Genomic DNA, 23,096 nt, shown 5'->3' on the forward strand with positions numbered 1-23,096 from the left:
AACGGTGTGAATTCGTCCGCTCTCTCGAGGTGTGACCAGATCCGTCCGCTAACCGGCCCGATCGAGCCTTCTGCGGTACGCCGGTGCGCGCGCAGGATGGGGTCATGAGCCGAACCGCACTGATCGTGATCGACGTCCAGGAATCGTTCCGGGTCCGCCCGAACTGGCAGCTGGTGAACCACCCCGACATCGCCGGCCGGGTGCAGCGCCTGGTGCGCGCGGCCCGGGAGCGGGACGAATTGGTGGTGTGGGTGCTGCACACCGAGCCCGGGACCGGCGGCGCCTTCGACCCGGCCGAGGGACATGTCCGGCTCATCGACGGCCTCGAACCGTTGCCGACGGAAAGCGTCATCAGGAAAACGTCGCACAACGCCTTCACCACAACGAATCTGCAGCAACTGCTGACGCAGGAAGGCGTTTCCGAAATCGTTGTCTGCGGTATCCGTACCGAGCAGTGCTGCGAGACCACCGCGCGGGTCGGGTCGGACCTCGGGTACGACGTCGTGTTCGTCACCGAGGCGACTGCGACGATGGCGCTCGCGCACTGGTCGATCCGCGAGCAGGCGTCCGTCGAGGAGATCCTCGCCGACCCGCGGACGCTGACCGCGGACCAGGTCACCGAGCGCACCGAGTACGCACTGGCCGGCCGGTTCGCCACCGTCCGCACCCTCGACGAGCTGACCGCCGTACCCGTGGCATCCTGACCAGATGCGACCTACCCGCGTGCTCTTCGTACTGGTGCCGCGGCTCCACTTGCTGGATCTGGCCGGGCCGGCGCAGGTGTTCACGACTGCGAACGACTTCGGGTACTCCTACGACGTGTCGTACGTGGCCGAGTCCGACGAGGTCGCGACCGCGCAGGGCGTGCCGTTGCGGACGCAGTCGGAGTGGCCGGAGCTGGAGCCCGGCGACCTGATCGTCGTGCCGGGGTGGCGGTCGCCGCGGTTGTCGCCGGAGCCGCCGATCGGGCCGGAGTTCCGGCGTCGGCTGCGGGCGCACCACGATGCCGGCGGAGCGGTCGCCAGTATCTGCTCGGGCGCCGACGCGCTCGGCTGGGCCGGGCTGCTCGACGGCCGCCGGTTCACCACCCACCACGACCTGACCGACGAGCTGGCCGCCCGCTACCCGCGGGCGACCATCGTCCGGGACGTGCTGTACGTCGAGGACGATCGCGTGATCACCTCCGCCGGCATCGCCAGCGGTATCGACCTCGCGCTGCACCTGGTCGCGGTCGGCCGCGGCGCGGAGGCGGCCGCCCGGGTCGCGCGGGAGATGGTCGTGTACGCCCGGCGGAACGGCGACGAGCTGCAGGAGTCGACGATGCTCCGGCACCGCGACCACCTGAGCGACCTCGCGCACCGCGTCCAGGACGTCATCGACGCCCGGTACGCCGACAGGCTCCCGCTCGCCGAGCTGGCCGGGGACGTCGGCGTCAGCGAACGCACGCTGACCCGGATGTTCACCACCGCGACCGGTCTCACGCCGCTGCGCTACCAGCAGCTGCTCCGGGTGGAGCGCGCCGAGCACCTGATCGGCCACGGCAGCACGATCGAGTCGGCGGCCCGCTCGGTCGGGTTCGAGGACCCGCGGATGCTGCGCCGGTTGCGGTCTCGTGCTTCTGTCTAGACCAGAACAACTTTTCCCTCGCATCGGACGTCTACCAGGGACAACTGATCGAACGAGGGGACGAACCATGAAGGTTGCTCGGAGCATCCGTCGAGGGGCGGTCGCGACCGGTGCGGCGACGGCGACGCTGGCGGTGGGGCTGAGCCTGCTGGCCACGCAGGGGGCCGGCGCCGCCACCACGACCGCGACGGCGCTGAGCCGTTCGCAGTTGCTGACCGTCGGACAGGTGAAGCAGGCGGATGCGCGCCGCGCCTGGAGCACGCAGGTTGACAAGGGGCTCCTGCCGTCGACGTACTGCGGTCCGGCATCGACCGAGGGGAAGCACGTGGCGGCGCGGATGGCGCGGGGCTTCACCGACGAGATGGACGCGTACGGCGCGCAGTACGTGAGCCAGTACGCGAACCCGGCGTCCGCGCGGGCGGCGTACAACTCGGTCATCGCGACGCTGAAGACCTGCACGTACAGCAAGCCGGCGCCGACGCACGCGCGGAAGATCACCGAGAACCGCGTGGTCAAGGGTGCCTCGGGTGACCTGACCCAGGTGATCCGCTGGTACGACTACCCGAAGCCGAACGACCCCGGCAGCGAGGCCGGCGGCTTTCCGTACGCCGTCACACTGAAGGGCCGCACCGTGTCGGTCCTCGCCTTCCGCGAGATGGGTCCCGGCGTACCCGCGCCGAACTTCGACAAACTCGCCCGCCAGGCAGCCGCCAAGGTCACCAGTTGACGCGCGGGATGTGGTTCGGCGGCACGATGGGGGGCATCGTGCCGCCGAACGGGGGAGGGGTCAGGACAGGGGCTGGGCGGACTGGACGAACTGGTTCGTGTAGGTCTTGGTCAGATCGATCGCCTTGCCCTTGACCGCCGGGTTGAAGGCCGACAGCACGGCCAGGCAGGTCTTCGGCCCGTCGGTGGGCATGATGCCGGTCGGGTTGTAGATGCCCTTCTCACTGTTCAGCGCCGCGACGTACGCCGGCTTGCCGACACCGGCGTAGTAGTCGGCCGGCATCTTGTCCGCGATGTCGGCCGCCGAGTGGGACTGGATCCACTTCAGCGTGGCGACGTACGCGTTGACGAGCTTCTGGACGACGTCCTTGTGCGCCTCGACGTAGCTCGTCTGCATGTAGAGCGAGGTCGCCGGGTACGTCCCGCCGAACGCCTTCTTGGCGCCTTCGGCCGTCCGGGTGTCCTCGATGATGTACGCCGCCTTGTCGGACAGCAACTTGGACACCGTGGGCTCCGTCGTCATCCCGCAGTCGATCTGCTTGTGTTCCATCGCGGCGATGAACGTGGTGCCGGCCTGGACGCCGATCCGGGTGGTCTGGGACGGGTCGATGCCGTTCTGGGTGCCGAGGTACTGGGTGAGGAAGTCGGTCGACGACCCCACGTCGGTGATCCCGAGGTGGCGGCCCTTCCAGTCCTTCGGGCTGCTCACCGTGCCCTTGAGGTCGCTGCGGCAGAGCTCGACCTCACCAGGAACCTGCAGCATCGAGACCACCGCCTCGGCGTACTTGCTGCTGGCCTGCAGCGCGATCGTGTGGTCGTAGAAGCCACCCGTGCCCTGCACCTTGCCGGCCATCATCTCGGTGGTGGCATCGACGCCGGCGCCTTCGCCGATCAGCACCACGTTGACGCCGGCCTTGTCGTAGTAGCCCAGCTGCTTGGCCAGCATGAACGGCAGGTAGATCTGCTTGTCCAGCCCGCCGACCATGATGGTGACCTTCTCCCCGCTCACGCTCGACCCGGCGACGGCCTGGCCGTTCGACCCGCCCTGGGCGTTGTTGGCGCATCCCGCCAGGGCGAGTGCGGCGGTGCAGGCAACGGCTGCGGCGACACGTTTCTTCACGAGTTTCTCCTTCTTTTCTGAGCTGTTGGGGGTCGTTCAGAGCGCGGCGAGGCCGGTGTCGCCGGCCGCCGCGGGGCGCCAGCGCAACAGTCGCTTCTCGAGCCGGGTGATCAGGAACTCGGCCAGCAGCGCGACCACGGCCATCAGCACCATGCAGGCCAGTACGCCGCTCTGGTTGAAGTTCCCTTGAGCTGTCTTGATCAGCATGCCGAGGCCCTTCTCGGCGCCGAGGAACTCACCGACGATGGCGCCGATGATCGCGAAGCCGAAACTCACGTGCAGGCTGGCGAGGATCCAGGTGAACGCCGACGGCAGCACGACCTGGGTGGTGAGCTGCCAGCGGGATGCGCCCAGCAGTTGCGCGTTGGCGGTCAGGTTGCGGTCCACCTCGCGGGTTCCCTGGAACGCGTTGAAGAACACGCCGAAGAACACCAGCACGATCACCAGCAGCACCTTCGAGGTGAGCCCGAGCCCGAACGCCACCAGGAACAGCGAGCCCAGCACGATCCGCGGGATCGAGTTCAGCACCTTGATGTACGGCGCCAGCACGTCCGCGAGCAGCCGGCTCCGGCCGAGCCCGATGCCCGCGACCACGCCGGCGCTCACGCCGATCAGGAACCCGATCACGGCTTCCTCCATGGTCACGAAGATCTGCTGACCGAGGCTGCCCTGGGCCGTGCCCTGGGTGACCCAGGTGACGATCTGCGACCACACCGCGCTGGGTTGGCCGAAGAAGAACGGGTCGATCAGCTTGGTCCGGGCGGCCAGTTCCCAGGCCCCGAGCCAGGCCACCAGGACGCCGATCCGGAGCCCGAGGATCAACCGGCGCCGCGGCGTCCACGGCCGCCGGGCGCTCATGCCGCCACCACGCCGGTCGACCGCGCGTACGCCTGCTCGACCTCCGAGCGGAGCGCCTCCCAGATGTGCTCGTACAGCTTGACGAAGCGCGGGTCGAAGCGGATCTCCTGGACGACCCGCGGCCGGGGCAGGTCGATGGCGAACTCCGCCTTCACCGTGCCCGGACCGGCGGTCAGTACGACGACCTTGTCGGCGAGCGCGATCGCCTCCTCCAGGTCGTGGGTGACGAACACGACCGCGGGCCGGGTCTGGTCCCACAGCGACAGCAGTTCGGTCGACATGATCGAGCGGGTCTGTACGTCGAGGGCGCTGAACGGCTCGTCCATCAGCAAGACCTTCGGCTGGTTGATCAGGGTCTGCGCCAGCGCGACCCGTTTGCGCATACCGCCGGACAGCTGGTGCGGGTACCGGTCCTCGAAGCCCGTCAGCCCGACCCGGCGCAGCCAGTCGCGGGCCAGCAGCCGGGCGTCCGCCTTGCGCGTGCCGCGGAAGAGCGGACCCGCGGACACGTTGTCGAGGACGGTCTTCCACGGGAACACGGCGTCCTGCTGGAAGACGAACCCGGTGGTCGGGTCGATTCCGGTCACTGGCTTGTCCTCGACCAGGACCTCTCCGGCGGACGGCTGCTCGAGGCCGGCCACCAGGGTCAGCGTGGTCGACTTGCCGCATCCGGTCGGACCGACCACGGCACAGAACTCGCCGTCGGCAACGGTGAGGTCCAGATCCTTCAACGCCGTGTAGGTTCCGCCGTCGGCGGTGGGGAACCGCTTGGTCACCCCGCGAAGCTCGATGGCCGTCATCTACGGCTCCTTCCGTGTGAGTGCCGTCACGTTAGGGAAATGGCGGTGGCCGCGGGAAGCCTTGTCCGCGTTGCGCAAGTTGGTCGCGATACCCGTGGTTTTGTGCGTTTTTCTCAGCCATCCTCAGGGATTGCCCCGCGACCGCCGGGCTGGGCACGATGGACGGCGCGACCGGAAGGAGTTGGTGCACGATGTTCCAGCGCGCCACCCTGGCGTCGCGGATCCTGCTCGCGGTGCTCGCGATCGTCGGCCTGACGATGGCGGCGGGTCTCGCCCTGTACGTCTCCGTGACCAGCCGGACCGCGGACGCGAACGCGGAGGAGCGGGCCGCGGACATCGCCGGCGCGGTCGCCGAGACGCCGCTCGCCGCGCAGGCGCTCACCACTGCGGCCTCCCGCCCTGCACTGCGTGACCTCGCGGCCCGGATCGAGCACGACACCGGTGCGTCGTACGTCGTGGTGATCGGGGCCGACGGGACGCGGTACTCGCACCCGATCGCCGCGCTGGTCGGGCAGCGGATCGAGGAGCCGGTGGTGGCGCTCGACGGCCGGGTGCACACCGGCGCGGACAACGGCAGCCTCGGCCGCTCCGCGAACGCCCGCGTCCCGATCCGGAACGCCGCCGGTACGCCGATCGGTGAGGTCTCGGTCGGCATCCGGGAGAGCGACGTCTCCGCCCGGGTCAGCCAGGTCGTGCTGCCGGTGATCTTCTACACCGGCCTGGTACTGGCGATCGGCGTCGCCGCGTCGCTGATCCTCGCGCGGGCGATCAAGCGGGTCACGTTCGGGCTCGAACCCGCCGAGATCGTCGCGCTCGTGCAGGAGCGGGAGGCGATGCTGCACGGGATCCGGGAGGGTGTGATCGCGTTCGACCCGAACGGCCGGGTGAACGTGCTGAACGACGAGGCCCGCCGGCTGCTCGGCCTCCAGGCCGCGCGACTCGGTCAGCCGCTGGACGAACTGGTGCCGCCCGGCCGGCTCCGGGACCTGCTCTCCGGCGCGGTCGAGGGGACGGACGTCGTCGCGGTCACCGGCGACAATCTCCTGGTACTGAACCGGAGGCCGGTGGTCGTTGCCGGGCGCAACGCCGGGTCGGTGGTCACCATCCGGGACCGCACCGAGGTCGAGGCGCTGCTCCGCCAGCTCGACTCGGTGGAGTCCTTGACCACGGCCCTGCGCGCCCAGGAGCACGAGTACTCGAACCGGTTGCACGTGATGTCGGTGCTGCTCGGCCTCGGCGAGATCGAGGAGGCGACGGCGTACGCCGACGAGGTGAGCGTGAGGTCGCTGGCCGCCGACGTCGTCCGGGCCCGGATCGCGCCGCCGGTGGTCGCGGCGCTGCTGATCGCGAAGATCACCGTGGCCACGGAGCGGGACGTCGAGGTCGTGCTGACGCCGGACAGCGCGCTGCCGGCGTCGCGCCTCGACCACACGCCGCTGGTGACGGTGCTCGGCAACCTCGTCGACAACGCCGTCGATGCCGTTGCCGACGGCACCGGTTCGGGTCACCCGCGCGGCCGGGTGACGGTCGAGCTGCACGGCGACGGCCACGAGTTCCACCTGGTCGTGACCGACACCGGCCCGGGCATCCCCGCCGACCTGCTGGACCAGGTCTTCGTGGACGGGTACTCGACCAAGGAGCCGCGGGCCGGCGGCATGCGGCGCGGCGTCGGTCTCGCCCTCGTTCAGCGGCTGGTACGGCGGGCCGGCGGTACGATCACCGCTTCGTCACCAGCGGGGGCCAGGTTCGACGTACGGCTGCCGGTGCGTCGCCAGGTCGAGGAGGTCGTGTCGTGATCAGGACGCTGGTCGTCGACGACGACTTCCACGTGGCCCGCGCGCACACGCGTAGCGTCGAGAAGGTGCCGGGATTCACGGTCGTCGGCGAGGCGCGCTCCGCGGGCGAAGCGCAGCAGCTCATCACCCAGGAACGGCCCGACCTGCTGCTCCTCGACATGTACCTTCCGGACCGGACCGGGCTGGACCTGATCCGGGAGCTGGCCGCCGCTCCGGGCGGCGGCGTACCGGACTTCATCCTGATCACCGCGGCCAGGGACATCGAGTCGGTCCGGGCGGCGATCCAGCTGGGTGCCATCTACTACCTGGTCAAGCCGTTCGCCTTCGCGGCCCTGCGCGAGCAGCTGGAGGCGTACCGGCAGTGGCGGCAGCGGTTGAGCCAGGCCCGCGAGGCCGACCAGGAGACCGTCGACACGCTGTACAGCATGCTGCACTCGCCGGCCACGCACGCGCGACAGCGCCGGAAGCTGCCCGCGACCATGGCCCGGGTCCTGGAGGTCGTCTCAGGCTCGCCTGAGCCGCTCAGCGCCGCCGACGTCGCCGAGTCCCTCGGCTTCAGCCGCCCCACCGCCCAGCGCTACCTCGGCACCCTCGTCCAACGCGGCCTCCTCGATCTGAACCTCTCCTACGGCACCACAGGCCGCCCCGAACACCGCTTCACCCCCCACCGCACCTGACCTCCCTCCGTTGGATCTGTACGACGTCAGGACTGGACAGGTGGTTGGTGGGTAGATGACTGTGGTCGCGACCGCTCAGGAGGGGATTCACCGAATGAAGCTCCGCTATGTGTTCAGCAGCATCATGCTGATGGTTCCGCTGGCGGTGGTTGCCCCGGCGACCGCCGCACCGCAAGATGCGGCGCCCGATCCGGCGGCTGCCGCCAAGGTGCCGTCGATGCTTCGGGACGCCGCCAAGGCCGCGGCGGCCAAGCAGGCCGGGGTGGCTGCCCGGGCGATGGGTGTCGAGAGCAACGGACGGATCGGCGTCCAGGTGTACGCCGCCGCGCCGATCACCGCCGCGCAGCAGGCCCAGCTGACCGCGCTCGGCGCCTCCGTCGAGAAGAACGCCGCCGATGTCACGAGCACGATCGACCTGCCGACCACCGGCCTGGTCTCCGCCAGCGTCCCGTACGACAAGCTCGACGCGGTCGCCGCACTCGGCTGGGTCAGCGCCCTGCGCCCGGCGCTGCGGCCCGCGGTGGACGTCGGCCCGATCACGGCCGAGGGGGTCCAGCTGCACCAGGCCGACAAGGCCCAGGCCCGCGGGCTGACCGGCCGCGGCCAGAAGGTCGGCGTGATCTCCGGCGACGCCGACCACGTCGCCGAAGCGATCGCTGCGGGTGAGCTGCCCGCGGACACCCAGGTGCTGCGGAGTGCGTCGTACGACAACGACGAGGGCACCGCGATGATGGAGATCATCCACGACCTCGCGCCGGACGCGAAGCTGGCGTTCGCGAGCACGCTGGAGACCAACGCCGACTACTTCGAGGCGTTCCACGTGCTGGCGAACGCGGGCGTCACGATGATCGCCGAGGACATCGCGCTCGACGACGAGCCGGTGTTCCAGCAGGGTCTGGGTGCCGCGACCGCCGAGGCGCTCGCCAAGCACGGCATCTGGGTCAGCTCGTCGGCCGGCAACCTCGGCAGCCGGCACGCCCCGCGGGTCACCGCGGTCGGCACCGGCAAGGGCCCCGACGGCGTCACCGGCCCGTACACCGGCTGCCCGAAGGACCCCGGCAACGTGGTGAAGCTGCGCGGCGACGACACGACGTACGACCTGAACCTGCTGCCCGGCGCCGGGATCCTGCCGACGCTGCAGTGGAGCGAGCCGCGGGCGATCTACCCGACCGCCGGACAGGGCGGGTTCACCGACCTGAACCTGTACCTGATGGACAGCACCGGTACGAAGTGCCTGGCGTCCAGCACGAACGTCCAGGCGAACGGGGTCGGTGACACGATCGAGCAGTTCCAGTACTTCAACACGACCGGGGCCGCGCAGCGCGCGAAGCTGGTCGTGGATGTCGCCGGTACGTCGACCGCGCGCAAGGCGCCGATCCTCGACCTGCGCTGGCGGGCACTGTCGGCCGGTGTCCAGACGCTCGACCCGACCGACCGGGCCGGCTCGCTGAACCCGGACTCGAACTACACGATCTTCGCCACCACCGCGGGGGCCGTGAACGCGAGCGTGTCGACCGACCCGGCGACCGCCCCGGTGGAGCCGTACAGCGCGGCCGGTCCGGTGCAGCTCGTCACCACGACCCGCTGCCCGGCCGGCAAGCCCGGTCCGTGCAAGGGCATCCCGGGCGCCGGCGCGCTGAGCTTCCCGGCGCCGAACTGGCTGGCCGGTGACGGTGAGTCCGTCAGCGGCGCGGGCGGCTTCGGCTCCGGTACCTGCCCGACCACCACCGAGGGCGCCTGCCGCTTCTTCGGTACGTCGGCGTCCGCGCCGACCGCCGCGGGTGTCGCCGCCCTGACCCGGCAGGAGTTCGGCGGCCGCCTGGCCCCGGTCGCCCTGAACGTGCTGCTCTCCGCCCGCGCCGTGCACCGCAGCGAGCCGGGCTCCGGGTTCGGGGTGCTCAGCGCGAATTAAGAAGTCGTAGTGGTCCGATTGAGTGCAAATTCAGTTCTCGTATTCATGGACCGATGCCGCCATCCCCCGAAAGGATGGCGGCATGACTACACGTTTCGGGGTATTCGTACCGCAGGGCTGGAAGATGGATCTGGCGGAGATCGCGGATCCGATCGAGCAGTGGGAGGCGATGACCGACGTCGCCAAGCGGGCCGACGAGCAGTCCTGGGACTCGATCTGGCTGTTCGACCACTTCCACACGGTGCCGGAGCCGAGTGACAACACCACGTTCGAGTGCTGGAGCGCGACGGCCGCGCTGGCCCGCGACACCAAGCGGGTGAACATCGGCCAGATGGTCGGCTGCAACGGGTACCGCAACCCGGCGCTGTACGCGAAGATCGCGTCCACCGTCGACGTCGCCAGCCACGGCCGCCTGTACGCCGGGATCGGCGCGGGCTGGTACGAGCAGGAGTGGAAGGCGTACGGCTACGAGTGGACCGACATCCCGGAGCGGATGGCGGCGTTCCGCGAGGCGACCGAGATCATCTACAAGATGTGGACCGAGGACAAGCCGGTCTACAACGGCAAGTACTACTCGATCGACGCCCCGATCAACGAGCCGAAGGGTGTCCGCAAGCCGCACCCGAGCTTCTGGATCGGCGGCGGCGGCCCGAAGGTGACGCTGAAGCTGGTCGCGCAGTACGCCGACGCCGCGAACATCGGCGGCGGCAACCCGGAGACCTTCAGGGAGAAGGCGGACATTCTCCGCGGCCACTGCCAGAAGGTCGGCCGGGACTACGACGAGATCATCAAGTCGACGAACTTCAACATCTTCCCGATCGACAAGGGTGACGACCCGCAGAAGGCGACCGCGAAGGCGCTCGGGCCGATGAACCGGGAGAAGTTCGACCGGGACAACCTGATCGCCACCGAGGACGAGATCGCGGACAAGGTCGAGGCGGTCCTCGAGGCCGGCGCCGACTACGTGATCTTCTACGTCCCCGGCGTCGCCTACGACCTGGACCTGCTGGAGCGCGCCGAGCGGATCGCGAAGCGCTTCGCCTGACTTTGAGAACCCACCGGCCACTTTTCGGCGACGTTTTTGGTTGGTGGGTTCTCAAAGTGACCGGTACCGGTCATGGCGGGTGTACGTCAGGGGTTGTGGTGGACCGGGGGTGACAGCGGCTGACAGGGTCGCCTGGATGGCCTCGCGTGGGTCGGGGCATCGGGAGGTGTCCGCCAATGCCGCACTCAAAATCGGGCCGCCGATTGTCCCGGGCCGCGATGGGTCTGCTCGCCGCGGTGGTCGCCGGATCCCTGCTCCTGCCGACCACCGCGGCCAGTGCCGGACCACCCGCCGGCAGCGCACCCGCCGGCAGCGCACCGGGCGGCAGCGCACCGGGCGTCCAGGCGACGCCCGGTGCGACCAGCAAACGGATCACGCTGGTCACCGGCGACGTCGCCGAGCTGACCACGAACTCGGCGGGCCAGGTCTCGGCCCGCCTGCTGGGCGACGAGCCGTACTACTTCGGCACGTTCGACGGCGAGGTCACGCTGATCCCCGCCGAGGCGTATCCGCTGCTCTCCGCGGGCCGCCTCGACAAGCGCCTGTTCAACCTGACGGAGCTGGCCGCCCAGGGGTACGACGACGCGAGCAGTGACAAGCTGCCGCTGCTCGTCACGGGCTCCGCCGCCACGCTGCGCAGTACGACGGCTACGGTCCGCCGTACCCTTCCCAGCGTCGGAAGCACCGCGGTCTCGGTGCAGAAGTCCGACGCCAAGTCGTTCTGGACCGGTGTCAGCGGGCCGGCCACCTTCAAGTCGAGCCAGCTCAGCAAGATCTGGCTGGACGGCCGTACGCATGCCACCGACGAGCAGTCGATGCCGCAGATCGGGGCGCCGACGGCCTGGAAGCAGGGGTATGACGGTCACGGCGTGAAGGTCGCCGTACTCGACACCGGGTACGACGCCGGGCACCCCGACCTCGCCAAGCAGGTCATCGCGTCGGAGAGCTTCGTCCCGGACCAGGCGGTGCAGGACCTGCACGGCCACGGCACGCACACCGCGTCGATCGTCGCCGGCCTCGGTACGGCGTCCGACGGCAAGCGGAAGGGCGTCGCGCCAGGGGCAGAGCTGCTGATCGGCAAGGTGCTCGACAACGGCGGCGGCGGGTACGACTCCGAGGCGATCGCCGGCATGGAGTGGGCCGTCCAGCAGGGCGCGAAGGTGATCAGCATGAGCCTCGGCGGGCTGCCGTCCGACGGCACCGACCCGATGAGCGAGGCCGTCGACCGGCTGGCCAAGTCCAGCGGCGCGCTGTTCGTGATCGCGGCCGGCAACTCCGGCGCGGAGCAGACCGTCGGCTCGCCGGGCGCGGCCTCCGAGGCGCTGACCGTCGGCGCCGTCGACCAGAACGACAAGCTGGCAAACTTCTCCAGCCGCGGTCCGCGACTCGGCGACGGCGCGCTGAAGCCCGAGGTCACCGCCCCAGGCGTCGAGATCGCCGCCGCCCGCGCCGCCGGTACCGAGCAGGGCCACGTGCTCGGCCAGTACTACACCGCGATGAGCGGTACGTCGATGGCGACCCCGCACGTCGCCGGCGCCGCCGCGATCCTCGCGCAACGGCACCCGGACTGGACCGGCCCGCAGCTGAAGGCCGCGCTCGCGTCCACCGCCGTACCGTCCGCGGGCGCCCGCACCGACCAGCAGGGCCTGGGCCGGATCGACATCCCGAACGCGCTCGACCCGAAGGTGCTGCCGGACACCGCGAACCTGTTCTTCGGCGACCTGTCCTGGACCGGCCCGGCCGCCCCCGCGCCGGTCGACCGTACGGTTGCCTACCGCAACAACTCGAACCGCCCGGTGACCCTCACGCTGTCCGTCGGCGCGCAGTCCCCGGCCGGCCTACCGGCGGGCCTCAGGGTGAGCCCGACGCGGCTGACGATCCCGGCCGCCGGTACGGCGTCCGCGACCGTCACGCTCGATCTCGCGACGACGCGGGCCGGCAGCTACGCCGGCGTACTGACCGCCAAGGCCGGCAGCACGGCGTACCGGACCGGGCTCGGGTTCGCGGCCGGCGGCCGGCTGAACCACGTGACCGTGAAGGCGATCGGCCGCGACGGGCAGCCCGCCACCACGAAGGCCGGCGCGAGCGGCGTCCAGCTGTGGAACCAGGACACCGGCAACGTCACCGCGATCGCATTCGACCAGACCGGCAGCCGGACCCTCGACGTACCGACCGGGCGCTACAGCGTGATGGCGTACGCGGTCGGCGGCGACGAGGCCAACTGGGCGAACTCGCTGACGTTGCTCGGTGATCCGGACGCGTGGATCGACGGCGACCGGACGTTCACGTTCGACGCCCGGACCGCGCACAAGGTGACGATCAAGACGCCGCGACCGGCCGACGCGCAGAGCATCGGCGTGGCCTGGCACCGCAAGGTCGGCGGCCGGGACGCGGTCTCCGGCTGGGCGTTCAACGGCAAGATCGCCGACGGCGTCTACGTCCAGGACTTCGGAAAGGTTGCCAACGGCACCTTCCAGGTCGTGCAGCGCTGGGACCTGGCGCAGCCGCAGCTGACCGTCGACCTGCCCGGGGCCGGCAAGCTCCCGACCCCCGGTCCCGGTTCGTCGCGGACCGTGTACGTCGGGAACGGAAGCCTGCCGCTGTCGAACGGCGGCAACGGCACACCCGCGGAGCTGGCCGCCAGCAAGGACGGCATTGCGCTGATCCGCTGGGGCGGGTACTCCGCAACGGTCGCACAGGTACAGGCAGCGAAAGCGGCCGGCGCCAAGGTCGTGTTCCTCTACAACGAGGCGCCCGGTTGGTGGAGCACCGGGACCGAGCAGGGCATCCCGGTCTACATCCTGCAGTCCGTCCAGGGAAAGCAGCTCCTCGACGCCCTCGCCAAGAGGCCGGTATCGCTGCAGCTGAGCGGCGTCCGCGACAGCACCTACCGGTACGACGTCGCGCTCGGCCCGTCGGTCGTGAAGGGCGGACTGACGTACGACGTCGCGAAGATGAACCCGGCCGTGGTGACGACGGACTTCCAGCAGAACGACGCGTTCTGGCTGCACAGCGACAAGCGGGTCGCGCACCTCCCGGGGATCGCGACGGGCCTGTCGGCGTCCCGGGCGGTCGCGGCCGCGGTACGGCGAACCGACTACCTGGTCAGCGATGTGAAGGGCGTGACGTGGGACGAGCAGACGTCCGCGGGCGACTGGAACGAGACCGGGTTCGAGTCGACGATCCCGCGGTCGTACCGGCCGGGCGAGCAGGTCACGCGCGGGTGGTGGGAGCCGCTGACGCGTCCCGCCGTACCGGGGTTGTCGGACGCGCCGGGTGACGTGGCGCAGGGCTGGCCGCCGGCGCGGTTCGAGAACGCGCTGCGGATCGCGATTCCGCAGTACGTCAGCGGGGGCCGGAGTGTGTTCGGCTGGGGCGATCGCGGTGACGTGACGAGCATGACGCTGAGCAGCAACGGGGTGCAGCTGGGCAGCAAGAACTGGTCGGTCGCGCAGTTCGCGGTCCCGGCCAAGGCGGCCTGGTACGACCTGACGCTCGACCAGAAGCGCGGCCCGAAGAGCTGGGCGACGACCTCGACGTCGACGTACACCCAGTGGCACTTCCTGTCGGTGCCGTCGAAGAGCACCGCCGTACTGCCGCTGGTCCAGGTCGACTACAAGCACACGAACGGGTGGTTCGAGCTGACGCCGAGGTATCAGCCCGGGGTGCGCGGCGCAGGCGTTTTCCGCACCACAGCAGAGATTTCCTTCGACGGAAAGACCTGGCAGAAACTCCCGCTGCGCGGTTTCGGAACATTCCGAACACGTGTTCCGGCCGGTTCCTACCCGAGCATCCGGGTGACGGCCACCGACCTGATCGGCAACAGCATCACTCAAACCATCGACAGGGCCTGGCAGAACTGAACGTTAAAAAAAGGCGACGCCACGAAGCGGGGGGGAGGTGCTCCGTGGCGTCGCCAGGGGCGCGCCAAGGGAGGGGTGGGGCAGGCGCGCCGGTCTTCGGTTGTTGGGAGATCAGCTCCCGAGGACGCCTCCACCGAGGACGCCCAGCAGGCCGAGGAGTGAGAGCAGGTTGCGGATGACCTGGTCCACGGCCTTCGTGCCGCCGGTCTGGTAGGCGGTCACGCACTTCTGCAGCTGCTCCTGCGTCGGCTTGGTGATCGTCACCTTCGCCAGCTCGGACTGACAGTACGTGGTGGCCGTCTGCAGTTCGTGCAGGGTGCTTCCGACGGTGCCGACGATCAGGCCGACAGTCGTCTTCAGGGTCGCGACGCCGGGTGGCGGCGGGGTGGTCGGCGTCGTCGGCCGGGCGGTCGGCTTCGTCGAGGTCGGCGTCACCGGCGGCGGTGTGGGCTTGTCCGTCGGCTTCCCGGTCGGCGTCACCGGCGGCGGGGTGGCGGTCGGCTTGGTGCCGCCGCGCTCGTCGGTGATGATCGGCGTCGGCGTGACCGGCGGCGGAGTCGGCAGATCGATCGCCTTCGGCAGTTCCTTGTCGGTCGGCGGGTTGATCGTCTGGTCGCCGATCTGGTCGCCGGCCTTCAGGTCGTCACCCGTCGTACCGTTGCCGACCGCGATCCAGCTGCCGCCCGCGTACGCCTTGGCGATGCTGATCACCAGGTCGGCGTACTGCTGCGAGTGGTTGTAGCGCAGCAGGGCCGCGTTCAGATCCGCCGGCTTGGACAGGTCGGTGTTGCCGGAGCACAGGTAGACCCCGGCCGTCATCGCCGCGTCGTTGATGTCCTGCGGGTTCCGCACGCCGTCGCCGTCGCCGTCCACTCCCACGGCTCGCCAGGTGCCGGGGATGAACTGCATCGGGCCGACCGCGCGGTCGAACGCCCCGTCGCCGTCGAACGCACCCGCGTCGGTGTCGGCGATCTTCGCCGTCCCGTTGCTCCCGTCCAGCCGCGGGCCGTAGATGCCCGGTACGGCGACGCCCTTCGAGTTCAGCGAGTTGCCGCCGAACCGGCCGTGGTTGGACTCGACGCGGCCGATCGCGGCCACCAGCGTCCACGGCAGATGACAGCCCGGATCCGCCTGCGCCAGCACCTGCTGGGCGCGCGAGTAGGCCTTCAGTGCAGCGTTCGGAATGCCGTTGCTGGACAGCCCCGAGACCACCTGGGTCGGCTGCTCGCCGGGATCGACACCCGGCCCGACGGTGCCCGGCACCGGCACGTTCGCCGGCTGCGAGATCGGTTGCTTCGGCACGACGACCGGGTTGTTCCCGGACAGTCCGTTCTCCAGTGACGCGGTGGCGATCACCGGATTGTCCGTGGCACTGACGGTGAACGCGCTCGCGAACAGCGCCACCGGGATCAGCGGCGCCACCTGACGCCACCCGCTACCCGTGGCGCGGCGCTTGCCCTTCGCCATCGATGAATCCCCTCCGTGACTCAACGACTTGTCCGGCCCCACGCTGCGGACAGTCTTGGGTCTTTGTCGGTTCCCGTCGCAATAGGTCTAACGTCCGCCCCGTTGCGTGGGTTACGCGCCGGACCCAGACCATGCACGTGCGGTCACCGGGTACCCATACTGGCGCGTAACAAAGCCTGTGTGAACCCCCTGCGAACGATCGGGACCGGAAATCTGCCTGGCCCCTGGTGATCGGCCGGTGTGACCGCAGGGGGAGAATGGCCGGCGTGCCCGATCACACAGAACAGTCCGCCAAGCTCTTCGACAGGGCCTCCACTGTCACCCCGGGCGGGGTCAACTCTCCGGTCCGGGCGTTCCGCGCCGTCGGCGGCGTACCGCGTTTCATGGCCTCCGGTGACGGATGTCACATGACCGACGTCGACGGCAACCGGTACCTCGACCTGGTCAGTTCCTGGGGTCCGCTGCTGCTCGGCCACGCCCATCCCGAGGTGATCGCCGCCGTCCAGGCCGCGGTCGCCCGCGGGACGTCGTACGGGACGCCGACCGAGACCGAGGTGCTGCTCGGCGAGGAGATCGTCGCGCGGACGCCGGTCGACAAGGTCCGGCTGGTGTCGTCCGGGACCGAGGCGACGATGTCCGCGCTCCGGCTGGCCCGCGGGTTCACCGGCCGCGCCAAGATCGTGAAGTTCGCCGGCTGCTACCACGGTCACGTGGACGCGCTGCTGGCGCAGGCCGGTTCCGGCGTACTGACGCTGGGCATCCCCGGGACGCCGGGTGTCACCGAGGCGACCACGGCGGACACGATCGTGCTGCCGTACAACGACCAGGCGGCCGTGACGGCGGCCTTCGCGGAGTACGGCGACCAGATCGCGGCCCTGATCACCGAGGCGTCGCCGGGCAACATGGGCGTCGTCCCGCCGCGGGACGACTTCAACGCCTTCCTCGCGAAGATCTGCAAGGACAACGGAGCGCTGTTCGTCTCGGACGAGGTGATGACCGGGTTCCGGATCACCAGGTCCGGCTGGTACGGCGTGGACGGCGTACGGCCGGACCTGATGACGTTCGGCAAGGTGATGGGCGGCGGCTTCCCGGCCGCGGCGTTCGGCGGGCGCGCCGACGTGATGGCGCACCTGGCGCCGGAGGGCTCGGTCTATCAGGCCGGAACGCTGTCCGGGAACCCGGTCGCCACCACCGCCGGACTGACCACGCTGCGGCTGGCCACCGACGAGGTGTACGCGAAGCTCGACGAGACCTCGCTCACCGTCCAGCGGCTGGTGTCGACCGCGCTGGACAAGGAAGGTGTGCCGCACGTCATCTCCGCGGCCGGGAACCTCTTCAGCGTCTTCTTCGTGGAGTCCTCGGAGGGATCTGCCGAGATCCGGGACTTCACCGGAGCCAACGCCCAGGTACTGCCCCGGTTCACGGCGTTCTTCCATGCCATGCTGGACGCCGGTGTCTACCTGCCGCCGAGCGCGTTCGAGGCCTGGTTCGTGAGCGCGGCGATCGACGACGACGCGCTGTCCGAGCTGGAGTCCGCCCTCGTGCCCGCGGCCCGCGCGGCAGCCGCAGTAGCGAACTGAAGGGACAGCGGTGACCGAAACGACGGTCGTGCACCTGATGCGTCACGGCGAGGTGTACAACCCGGCCGGTGTGCTCTACGGCCGGATCCCCGGGTACCACCTGTCCGAGCTCGGCCGGCAGATGGCCGAGCGGGTCGCCGAGCACGTCAAGGGCCGCGACGTCGTGCACCTGGTCTGCTCGCCGCTGGAGCGGGCCCAGGAGACGATGGAGCCGATCTCCAAGGTGTTCGGGATCACCCCGGACATCGACGAGCGGGTGATCGAGGCCGCGAACCTGTTCGAGGGCAAGAAGTTCGGCGTCGGCGACGGCGCGCTGCGGAACCCGAGCGCCTGGTGGCTGCTGCGGAACCCGTTCAAGCCGTCCTGGGGCGAGCCGTACCAGCAGCTCGTCCGCCGGATGCGGGACGCGATCGAGACCGCCCGGGAGAAGGCCGCCGGGCACGAGGCGCTGATCGTCTCGCACCAGCTGCCGATCTGGATCGTCCGCTCCGCGATCGAGGGCCGCCGGCTGCCGCACGACCCGCGCAAACGTCAGTGCAGCCTCGCCAGCCTGACGTCGTTCACCTTCCACGGTGACCAGATCGTCTCGGTCGGCTACTCCGAACCGGCGAAAGACCTGCTCCCCGTCAAGAACCCGAAGAAGTTCGTGGGCGGCGCGTGATGTTGCGGCGTACGGCGGTCCTGGTGGCCGGGGTGTTCCTCGTCGCGGGGTGCAGCTCGGGTCAGCAGGCCGCGCAGAACCGGCAGGGCCAGGCCGGATTCGTCAGCGGCAACGGAAACGTGTCGGTGTTCGCGGCCGCTGATCGCAAGACCGCGCCCGAGCTGACCGGCAAGACCCTCGACGACAAGACCTGGACCCTGTCGGAGCAGAAGGGCAAGGTCGTCGTCCTGAACGTGTGGGGCTCGTGGTGCCCGCCCTGCCGTAAGGAAGCGCCGGAGCTGGTTGCCGCGGCCAAGGAACTCGGGCCGTCGGTGCAGTTCGTCGGGCTGAACACCCGCGACCTCGACCCGGCGCCGGCGAAGAAGTTCGTCCAGGAGTTCGGCGTGCAGTACCCGAACGTGTACGACCCGAACGGCCGGGCGTTGCTGCGGTTCCGCGGCCAGATCTCGCCGGCCGCGATTCCGACCACGCTGGTGATCGACAAGTTCGGCAAGGTCGCGGGCCGCGTCGTCGGTGAAGTGACCAAGCAAACCCTTCTGGGAATGGTGGCTGAAGCCAAATGAGGGTCGGCGCAGGCTGATGGGACAGTGGTTCGCCTCGTCGATGACGGGCTCGATGCTGGTTGCGCTGCCGATCGCGGTGCTGGCCGGTGCGATCTCGTTCTTCTCGCCGTGCGTCGTACCGCTGCTGCCCGGCTACCTCTCGTACGTCACCGGCCTGTCCGCCGCCGAGCTCGGCTCCGGGAAGCGCGGCCGGATGCTGGCCGGTACGGCGTTGTTCGTCGCCGGGTTCTCCGCCGTGTTCATCCTCACCGGTGTGCTGTTCGGCAAGGCCGGTGACCTGCTGATCGATCATCAGACCGCGATCACCCGGGTGCTCGGCGGGCTCACCGTCGTACTGGGTGTGGTGTTCCTCGGCGGGTTCGGTTTCGCGCAGCGCGACCTGCGCGTGCACCGGGTACCGGCGGTCGGGATCGCGGCCGCGCCGCTGCTCGGCGTACTGTTCGGATTCGGCTGGACGCCGTGTATCGGGCCGACGCTCGGGACCGTCATGACGCTGGCCACCACCCAGGGCAGTACCGGGCGCGGCGCGATGCTCGCGCTGGTGTTCAGCCTCGGGCTGGGGATCCCGTTCATCGTGGCGGCGCTGGCGTTCCGGCGGATGCTGTCCGCGGTGGCCTGGGTCCGCAAGCACCAGCTGCTGGTGATCCGGATCGGCGGCGTACTGATGATCGCGGTGGGACTCCTGCTGCTGACAGGAGTGTGGGACTCGATGACCGCGGACCTTCGGCAGTGGGTCGCCAACTTCGGATCGGCGGTGTGAGATGACCGAGGTCGATCAGGGGGTCAAGGATTCCATCACCGCACCGACCGGCAACTCCGGCAACGAACCACCGCCGGCTCTCGGCCTGGTCGGCTGGCTGCGCTGGACCTGGCGGCAGCTGACCTCGATGAAGACCGCGCTGGTGCTGCTGTTCCTGCTGGCGCTCGGCGCGGTGCCCGGGTCGCTGATCCCGCAGACGCCGATCGACCCGATCAAGGTGTCGGACTTCCTCACCGCGCACCGGAAGCTCGGCCCGCTGTACGACAAGCTCGGGCTCTTCGACGTCTACAAGTCCGCGTGGTTCTCGGCGATCTACCTGCTGCTGTTCATCTCGCTGATCGGCTGCGTCCTTCCCCGGCTTTCCGTGTACTTCAAGGCGTTGCGGGCCCGGCCACCGAAGCCGCCGCGGAACCTGAACCGGCTGCCCGGGTACCAGCGCTTCGAGGTCGACGAGGCCGGCGACGTCATCGAGGCCGCGACCCGCGAGCTGAAGCGCCGGCGCTTCCGCGTGCAGGTGTACGACGGAGCCGTCGGGGCCGAGCGCGGATACCTGCGCGAGGCCGGCAACCTGCTCTTCCACTTCTCGCTGATCCTGGCGCTGATCGGCGTCGCCTGGGGCTCCCTGTTCGGGTACCGCGGCACCGTACTGGTTGTCGTCGGCAACGGTTTCTCCAACTCGGTCGCGCAGTACGACGACTTCACGCCCGGCCGCGCGTTCAGCGGTGACGGCGACCTGCCGCCGTTCTCGCTGACCGTCAAGGACTTCCAGGTGAAGTTCCAGGAGGACGGCCCGCAGAAGGGCGCGGCCCGCGAGTTCAAGGCGCAGCTGTCGTACCAGGAAACCCTGGATGCCCCGGAGAAGTCGTACCTGCTGCAGGTCAACCACCCGCTGCAGCTGGACGGCAGCAGCGTGTACCTGATCGGCCACGGGTACGCGCCGCGGGTGACGGTCCGCGACGGGCAGGGGAACGTGGCGTTCTCCGGGCCGGCGCCGTTCCTGCCGCAGGACAGCAACTTCTCGTCGTTCGGCGTGGTCAAGGCGCCGGACGCCCGGCCGCTGACCCTCGGTTTCGAGGGGTACTTCCTGCCGACCGCGGTGATCGGCCAGAACGGCCCGGTGTCCGTCTTCCCCGACTCGCTGAACCCGGAGCTGGTGATGACCGGGTACTACGGCCGTCCGCAGCCGGAGACCGGGAAGCCCGAGTCCGTGTACCAGCTGGACAAGTCGAAGCTGACGCAGTTCACCAAGGACGGCGACAAGTGGCGGTTCCAGCTCGCGCCGGGGCAGAGCGTCGCGCTGCCGGACAAGGCCGGGTCGATCACCTTCGAGGGGTACAGCCGCTGGGTGAAGCTCCAGATCAGCCACACGCCGGGAACGGACCTGGCGCTGGCCGGCATCCTGCTGGCGATCCTCGGCCTGATGGGCTCGCTGTTCGTGCATCCGCGGCGTACCTGGGTGCGAGTCCGGGAGGAGGACGGGCGTACCGTGGTCGAGGTCGCCGGTCTGGACCGCGGCCCCGAGCGGGGGCTCGGCGACGAGATCCAGGCGATCACCGACCGACTGAAGCCCGCCAGCTCGAGCAACCAGGAGCAGCCATGACCCCGGAGACCTACGCACATGTCTCCAACCTGCTGATCCCCACCGCCACGGTGATCTACACCCTTGCGATGGTCTCGCACGCGATGGAGTGGGCCCTCGGCCGCGCCGCGGTCGTGCGGAAGGCTGTTCCTGCGGAGGCGAAGGAAGCAGCGGTTCTGGTCGGCTCCGGTTCGGTCGCGAGCCCTGCGGCTGATGCCCCGACGGCTCCTGCCGCCGCCGGCGCCGAAGGCCCCGCCGCAACCGAGCGGCTGGATGCGGCGAGCCGGATCGGGTTGCTGCTGACCTGGATGGGTTTCGTGTTCCACCTCGGCGGTGTGGTCACCCGCGGGCTCGCGGCCGGCCGGGTGCCGTGGGGGAACATGTACGAGTTCTCCGTCACGGCGTCGCTCGCCGTCGCGATCGTCTACCTGATCTTCGTCCAGCGGTACAAGTTGCAGTACCTCGGGCTCGGCGTGACGTTCGTGATCACCGCCGTCCTCGGCCTGGCGTCGCTGGCGCTCTACACACCGGCCGGCCCGCTCGTTCCGGCCTTGCACTCGTACTGGCTCGTGATCCACGTGTCCGCCGCCGCGATCTCCGGTGGTGCGTTCACGGTCGGTGGCCTGATCTCGGTGCTCTACCTGGTCAAGGCCCGGGCCGAGCGCAAGGTGCTGGACGGCGGCACGATGTCGGCGGCGCTGCGACGGCTGCCGGCCGCGGAGGCGATGGACGGTTCGGCGTACAAGGTGTTGGCGTTCGCGTTCCCGCTGTGGACGTTCGGCGTGCTGGTGGCCGGGCCGATCTGGGCCGAGCACGCCTGGGGCCGGTACTGGGGCTGGGACCCCAAGGAGGTCTGGTCGCTGGTGACCTGGGTGGTGTACGCCGCCTACCTGCACGCACGCGCCACCGCGGGCTGGCGGGGCCGCCGGGCCGCGACGATCGCGATCGTCGGCTGGTTCGTCTTCATCTTCAACTTCGTCGGCGTGAACCTGTTGGTCTCCGGCCTGCACTCCTACGCTGGGGTGTGACATGAAGGAATTCGGTATCTACACCGGCCTGCGGGCCGGGCTGTTCGCGGTGTGCCTCGCGGTGCTGTGGTTCGCGCTGCGCAGCTGGCTGTCGATCTGGCCGATCGCGTTGCTGGCCCTGGTCGTGTCCTCGATCCTCTCGATCTTCGTGCTGCGCGCCGCCCGCGACCGCCTGGCCGGCAAGATCGACACCCGCGCCACCAAGATCAGCGCCCGCCTCGAGCAAGCCCGCTCCGCCGAGGACGACGACTAACCCGGCACCCCGCGGGCCAACGCCGTACCAGTGTTCGACTGGTACGGAGAGTGACCTATGCCACTGGTGAATTCCTGGCAAAATCGTTTGTGCCTTCCTTCACATGAGTCGTACTGTGGTGGATGAAACGAAACCGTTTCGTTCTATCGGTGCAGGTGTAGCTACTCAGGGTGATCAAGGTGGATGCAGCAGGCGTGCGGCAGCGGCCGCGGGTCGAAGGTGGGCGTGAGGAGGAGATCCTCGACGCGACCGTCGCAGTGGTGGCCGAGCTCGGCTACGACCGGCTGACGATGGACGCGGTGGCGACCGCGGCGAAGGCCAGCAAGGCCACGCTGTACCGGCGCTGGTCCACCAAGGCCGAGCTGGTCGTGGACGCGATCAGCCGGGCCAAGGGCTGCCCGATGCCGGAGGACGTCGACACCGGCAGCCTGCGCGGCGACCTGATCTCGATGTCCTGCGGCGACGGCGGGTTCACCGACGAGGTGCCGATGTCGGTGGTGGCCGGCCTGCTGACCGCGCTGCACCGCGACGACGACCTGCAGAAGGCCTTCCGGGAACGCTTCCTGGCGCCGCGGAACGCGCTGACCAGCAAGGTGTACGAGCGTGCCGTCGCGCGCGGCGAGATCGCGCCGGACGTGGACGTCGAGCTGCTGTCGGTGACACTGCCCGCGGTGATCATCCACCACGCCTACATCCTCGGCGTCGAGCCGACCGACGAACTGATCCTCCGAGTGATCGACAACGTGATCATGCCTGCGGCGCGGGGGTCGCAGGCGAGCTGA

20 protein-coding genes are annotated in these 23,096 nt (G+C 69.7%); 16 read left to right on the forward strand and 4 right to left on the reverse strand.

Annotation, left to right across the window (positions count from 1 at the left end):
* Positions 1-104: 104 nt before the first annotated feature.
* The 3 genes from JOF29_RS02470 (at position 105) to JOF29_RS02480 (ending at position 2,353) form a co-directional block, all read left to right on the forward strand.
* The gene (locus JOF29_RS02470) at positions 105-704 is read left to right on the forward strand and encodes an isochorismatase family protein (protein ID WP_209692602.1); all 600 of its coding nucleotides are present in this window, start codon (positions 105-107) and stop codon (positions 702-704) included.
* A gap of 4 nt (positions 705-708) precedes the next feature.
* Positions 709-1,626 carry a GlxA family transcriptional regulator gene (locus tag JOF29_RS02475; RefSeq protein ID WP_209692603.1) on the forward strand — a complete coding sequence of 306 codons (918 nt, stop codon included), beginning with the start codon at positions 709-711 and terminating at the stop codon, positions 1,624-1,626.
* A 67-nt stretch (positions 1,627-1,693) separates the two neighbouring features.
* Positions 1,694-2,353, forward strand: coding sequence for a hypothetical protein (locus JOF29_RS02480; protein ID WP_209692604.1), 660 nt, complete (start codon positions 1,694-1,696; stop codon positions 2,351-2,353).
* 60 nt (positions 2,354-2,413) lie between these two features.
* Here JOF29_RS02480 and JOF29_RS02485 read toward each other — a convergent pair whose 3' ends face one another.
* The 3 genes from JOF29_RS02485 to JOF29_RS02495 are packed head-to-tail and all read right to left on the reverse strand — an operon-like array spanning position 2,414 to position 5,130.
* Complete coding sequence (locus tag JOF29_RS02485; protein WP_209692605.1) at positions 2,414-3,472, reverse strand: ABC transporter substrate-binding protein; 1,059 nt, start codon at positions 3,470-3,472, stop codon at positions 2,414-2,416.
* Between the two features lie 36 nt (positions 3,473-3,508).
* Positions 3,509-4,330, reverse strand: coding sequence for an ABC transporter permease (locus tag JOF29_RS02490; RefSeq protein ID WP_209692606.1), 822 nt, complete (start codon positions 4,328-4,330; stop codon positions 3,509-3,511).
* Entirely contained in the window at positions 4,327-5,130 is an 804-nt protein-coding gene (locus JOF29_RS02495; protein ID WP_209692607.1) for an ABC transporter ATP-binding protein, read from the reverse strand. Before JOF29_RS02495 ends, JOF29_RS02490 begins: the two co-directional genes overlap by 4 nt.
* Before the next feature lie 191 nt (positions 5,131-5,321).
* Between JOF29_RS02495 and JOF29_RS02500 the strand changes: the two genes are divergently transcribed.
* The 5 genes from JOF29_RS02500 to JOF29_RS02520 all read left to right on the forward strand — a co-directional run bounded on the left by JOF29_RS02500 (position 5,322) and on the right by JOF29_RS02520 (position 14,423).
* Positions 5,322-6,926 carry an ATP-binding protein gene (locus tag JOF29_RS02500; protein ID WP_209692608.1) on the forward strand — a complete coding sequence of 535 codons (1,605 nt, stop codon included), beginning with the start codon at positions 5,322-5,324 and terminating at the stop codon, positions 6,924-6,926.
* Positions 6,923-7,603 carry a response regulator gene (locus JOF29_RS02505; protein ID WP_209692609.1) on the forward strand — a complete coding sequence of 227 codons (681 nt, stop codon included), beginning with the start codon at positions 6,923-6,925 and terminating at the stop codon, positions 7,601-7,603. The genes JOF29_RS02500 and JOF29_RS02505 overlap by 4 nt, the downstream gene beginning before the upstream one ends.
* Before the next feature lie 94 nt (positions 7,604-7,697).
* Positions 7,698-9,515: a S8/S53 family peptidase gene (locus JOF29_RS02510; protein WP_209692610.1), complete on the forward strand. Its 1,818-nt coding sequence runs from the start codon at positions 7,698-7,700 to the stop codon at positions 9,513-9,515.
* An 82-nt stretch (positions 9,516-9,597) separates the two neighbouring features.
* Positions 9,598-10,560 carry an LLM class F420-dependent oxidoreductase gene (locus tag JOF29_RS02515; protein ID WP_209692611.1) on the forward strand — a complete coding sequence of 321 codons (963 nt, stop codon included), beginning with the start codon at positions 9,598-9,600 and terminating at the stop codon, positions 10,558-10,560.
* 176 nt (positions 10,561-10,736) lie between these two features.
* A complete protein-coding gene (locus JOF29_RS02520) occupies positions 10,737-14,423 on the forward strand; it encodes a S8 family peptidase (RefSeq protein WP_209692612.1) in 3,687 nt (1,228 codons plus the stop codon).
* A gap of 111 nt (positions 14,424-14,534) precedes the next feature.
* On the opposite strand, the gene JOF29_RS02525 is transcribed toward JOF29_RS02520, so the two are convergent.
* Positions 14,535-15,890 carry a lytic murein transglycosylase gene (locus tag JOF29_RS02525; protein WP_209692613.1) on the reverse strand — a complete coding sequence of 452 codons (1,356 nt, stop codon included), beginning with the start codon at positions 15,888-15,890 and terminating at the stop codon, positions 14,535-14,537.
* A 257-nt stretch (positions 15,891-16,147) separates the two neighbouring features.
* On the opposite strand from JOF29_RS02525, the gene hemL reads away from it, so the two are divergent.
* The 8 genes from hemL (at position 16,148) to JOF29_RS45125 (ending at position 23,096) form a co-directional block, all read left to right on the forward strand.
* Positions 16,148-17,470: a glutamate-1-semialdehyde 2,1-aminomutase gene (gene hemL, locus JOF29_RS02530; RefSeq protein ID WP_209692614.1), complete on the forward strand. Its 1,323-nt coding sequence runs from the start codon at positions 16,148-16,150 to the stop codon at positions 17,468-17,470.
* Positions 17,471-17,507: 37 nt separating this feature from the next.
* A complete protein-coding gene (locus JOF29_RS02535) occupies positions 17,508-18,131 on the forward strand; it encodes a histidine phosphatase family protein (protein ID WP_245357792.1) in 624 nt (207 codons plus the stop codon).
* Positions 18,131-18,694 carry a TlpA family protein disulfide reductase gene (locus tag JOF29_RS02540; RefSeq protein WP_209692616.1) on the forward strand — a complete coding sequence of 188 codons (564 nt, stop codon included), beginning with the start codon at positions 18,131-18,133 and terminating at the stop codon, positions 18,692-18,694. The genes JOF29_RS02535 and JOF29_RS02540 overlap by 1 nt, the downstream gene beginning before the upstream one ends.
* A 52-nt stretch (positions 18,695-18,746) precedes the next feature.
* Positions 18,747-19,454 (forward strand): cytochrome c biogenesis CcdA family protein, encoded by a 708-nt coding sequence (locus JOF29_RS02545; protein WP_245357793.1) that lies wholly within the window; start codon positions 18,747-18,749, stop codon positions 19,452-19,454.
* Between the two features lies 1 nt (position 19,455).
* Positions 19,456-21,054 carry a cytochrome c biogenesis protein ResB gene (gene resB / locus JOF29_RS02550; RefSeq protein WP_209692618.1) on the forward strand — a complete coding sequence of 533 codons (1,599 nt, stop codon included), beginning with the start codon at positions 19,456-19,458 and terminating at the stop codon, positions 21,052-21,054.
* Positions 21,051-22,061 carry a c-type cytochrome biogenesis protein CcsB gene (ccsB, locus tag JOF29_RS02555; protein WP_209692619.1) on the forward strand — a complete coding sequence of 337 codons (1,011 nt, stop codon included), beginning with the start codon at positions 21,051-21,053 and terminating at the stop codon, positions 22,059-22,061. Before resB ends, ccsB begins: the two co-directional genes overlap by 4 nt.
* Before the next feature lies 1 nt (position 22,062).
* Complete coding sequence (locus JOF29_RS02560; RefSeq protein WP_209692620.1) at positions 22,063-22,314, forward strand: DUF4229 domain-containing protein; 252 nt, start codon at positions 22,063-22,065, stop codon at positions 22,312-22,314.
* Between the two features lie 179 nt (positions 22,315-22,493).
* On the forward strand, positions 22,494-23,096 hold the full coding sequence (locus JOF29_RS45125; RefSeq protein WP_307863116.1) for a TetR-like C-terminal domain-containing protein: 603 nt from the start codon (positions 22,494-22,496) through the stop codon (positions 23,094-23,096).

Origin of the sequence: Kribbella aluminosa (assembly GCF_017876295.1) — a bacterium.
GTDB classification, from domain to species: Bacteria; Actinomycetota; Actinomycetes; order Propionibacteriales; family Kribbellaceae; genus Kribbella; species Kribbella aluminosa.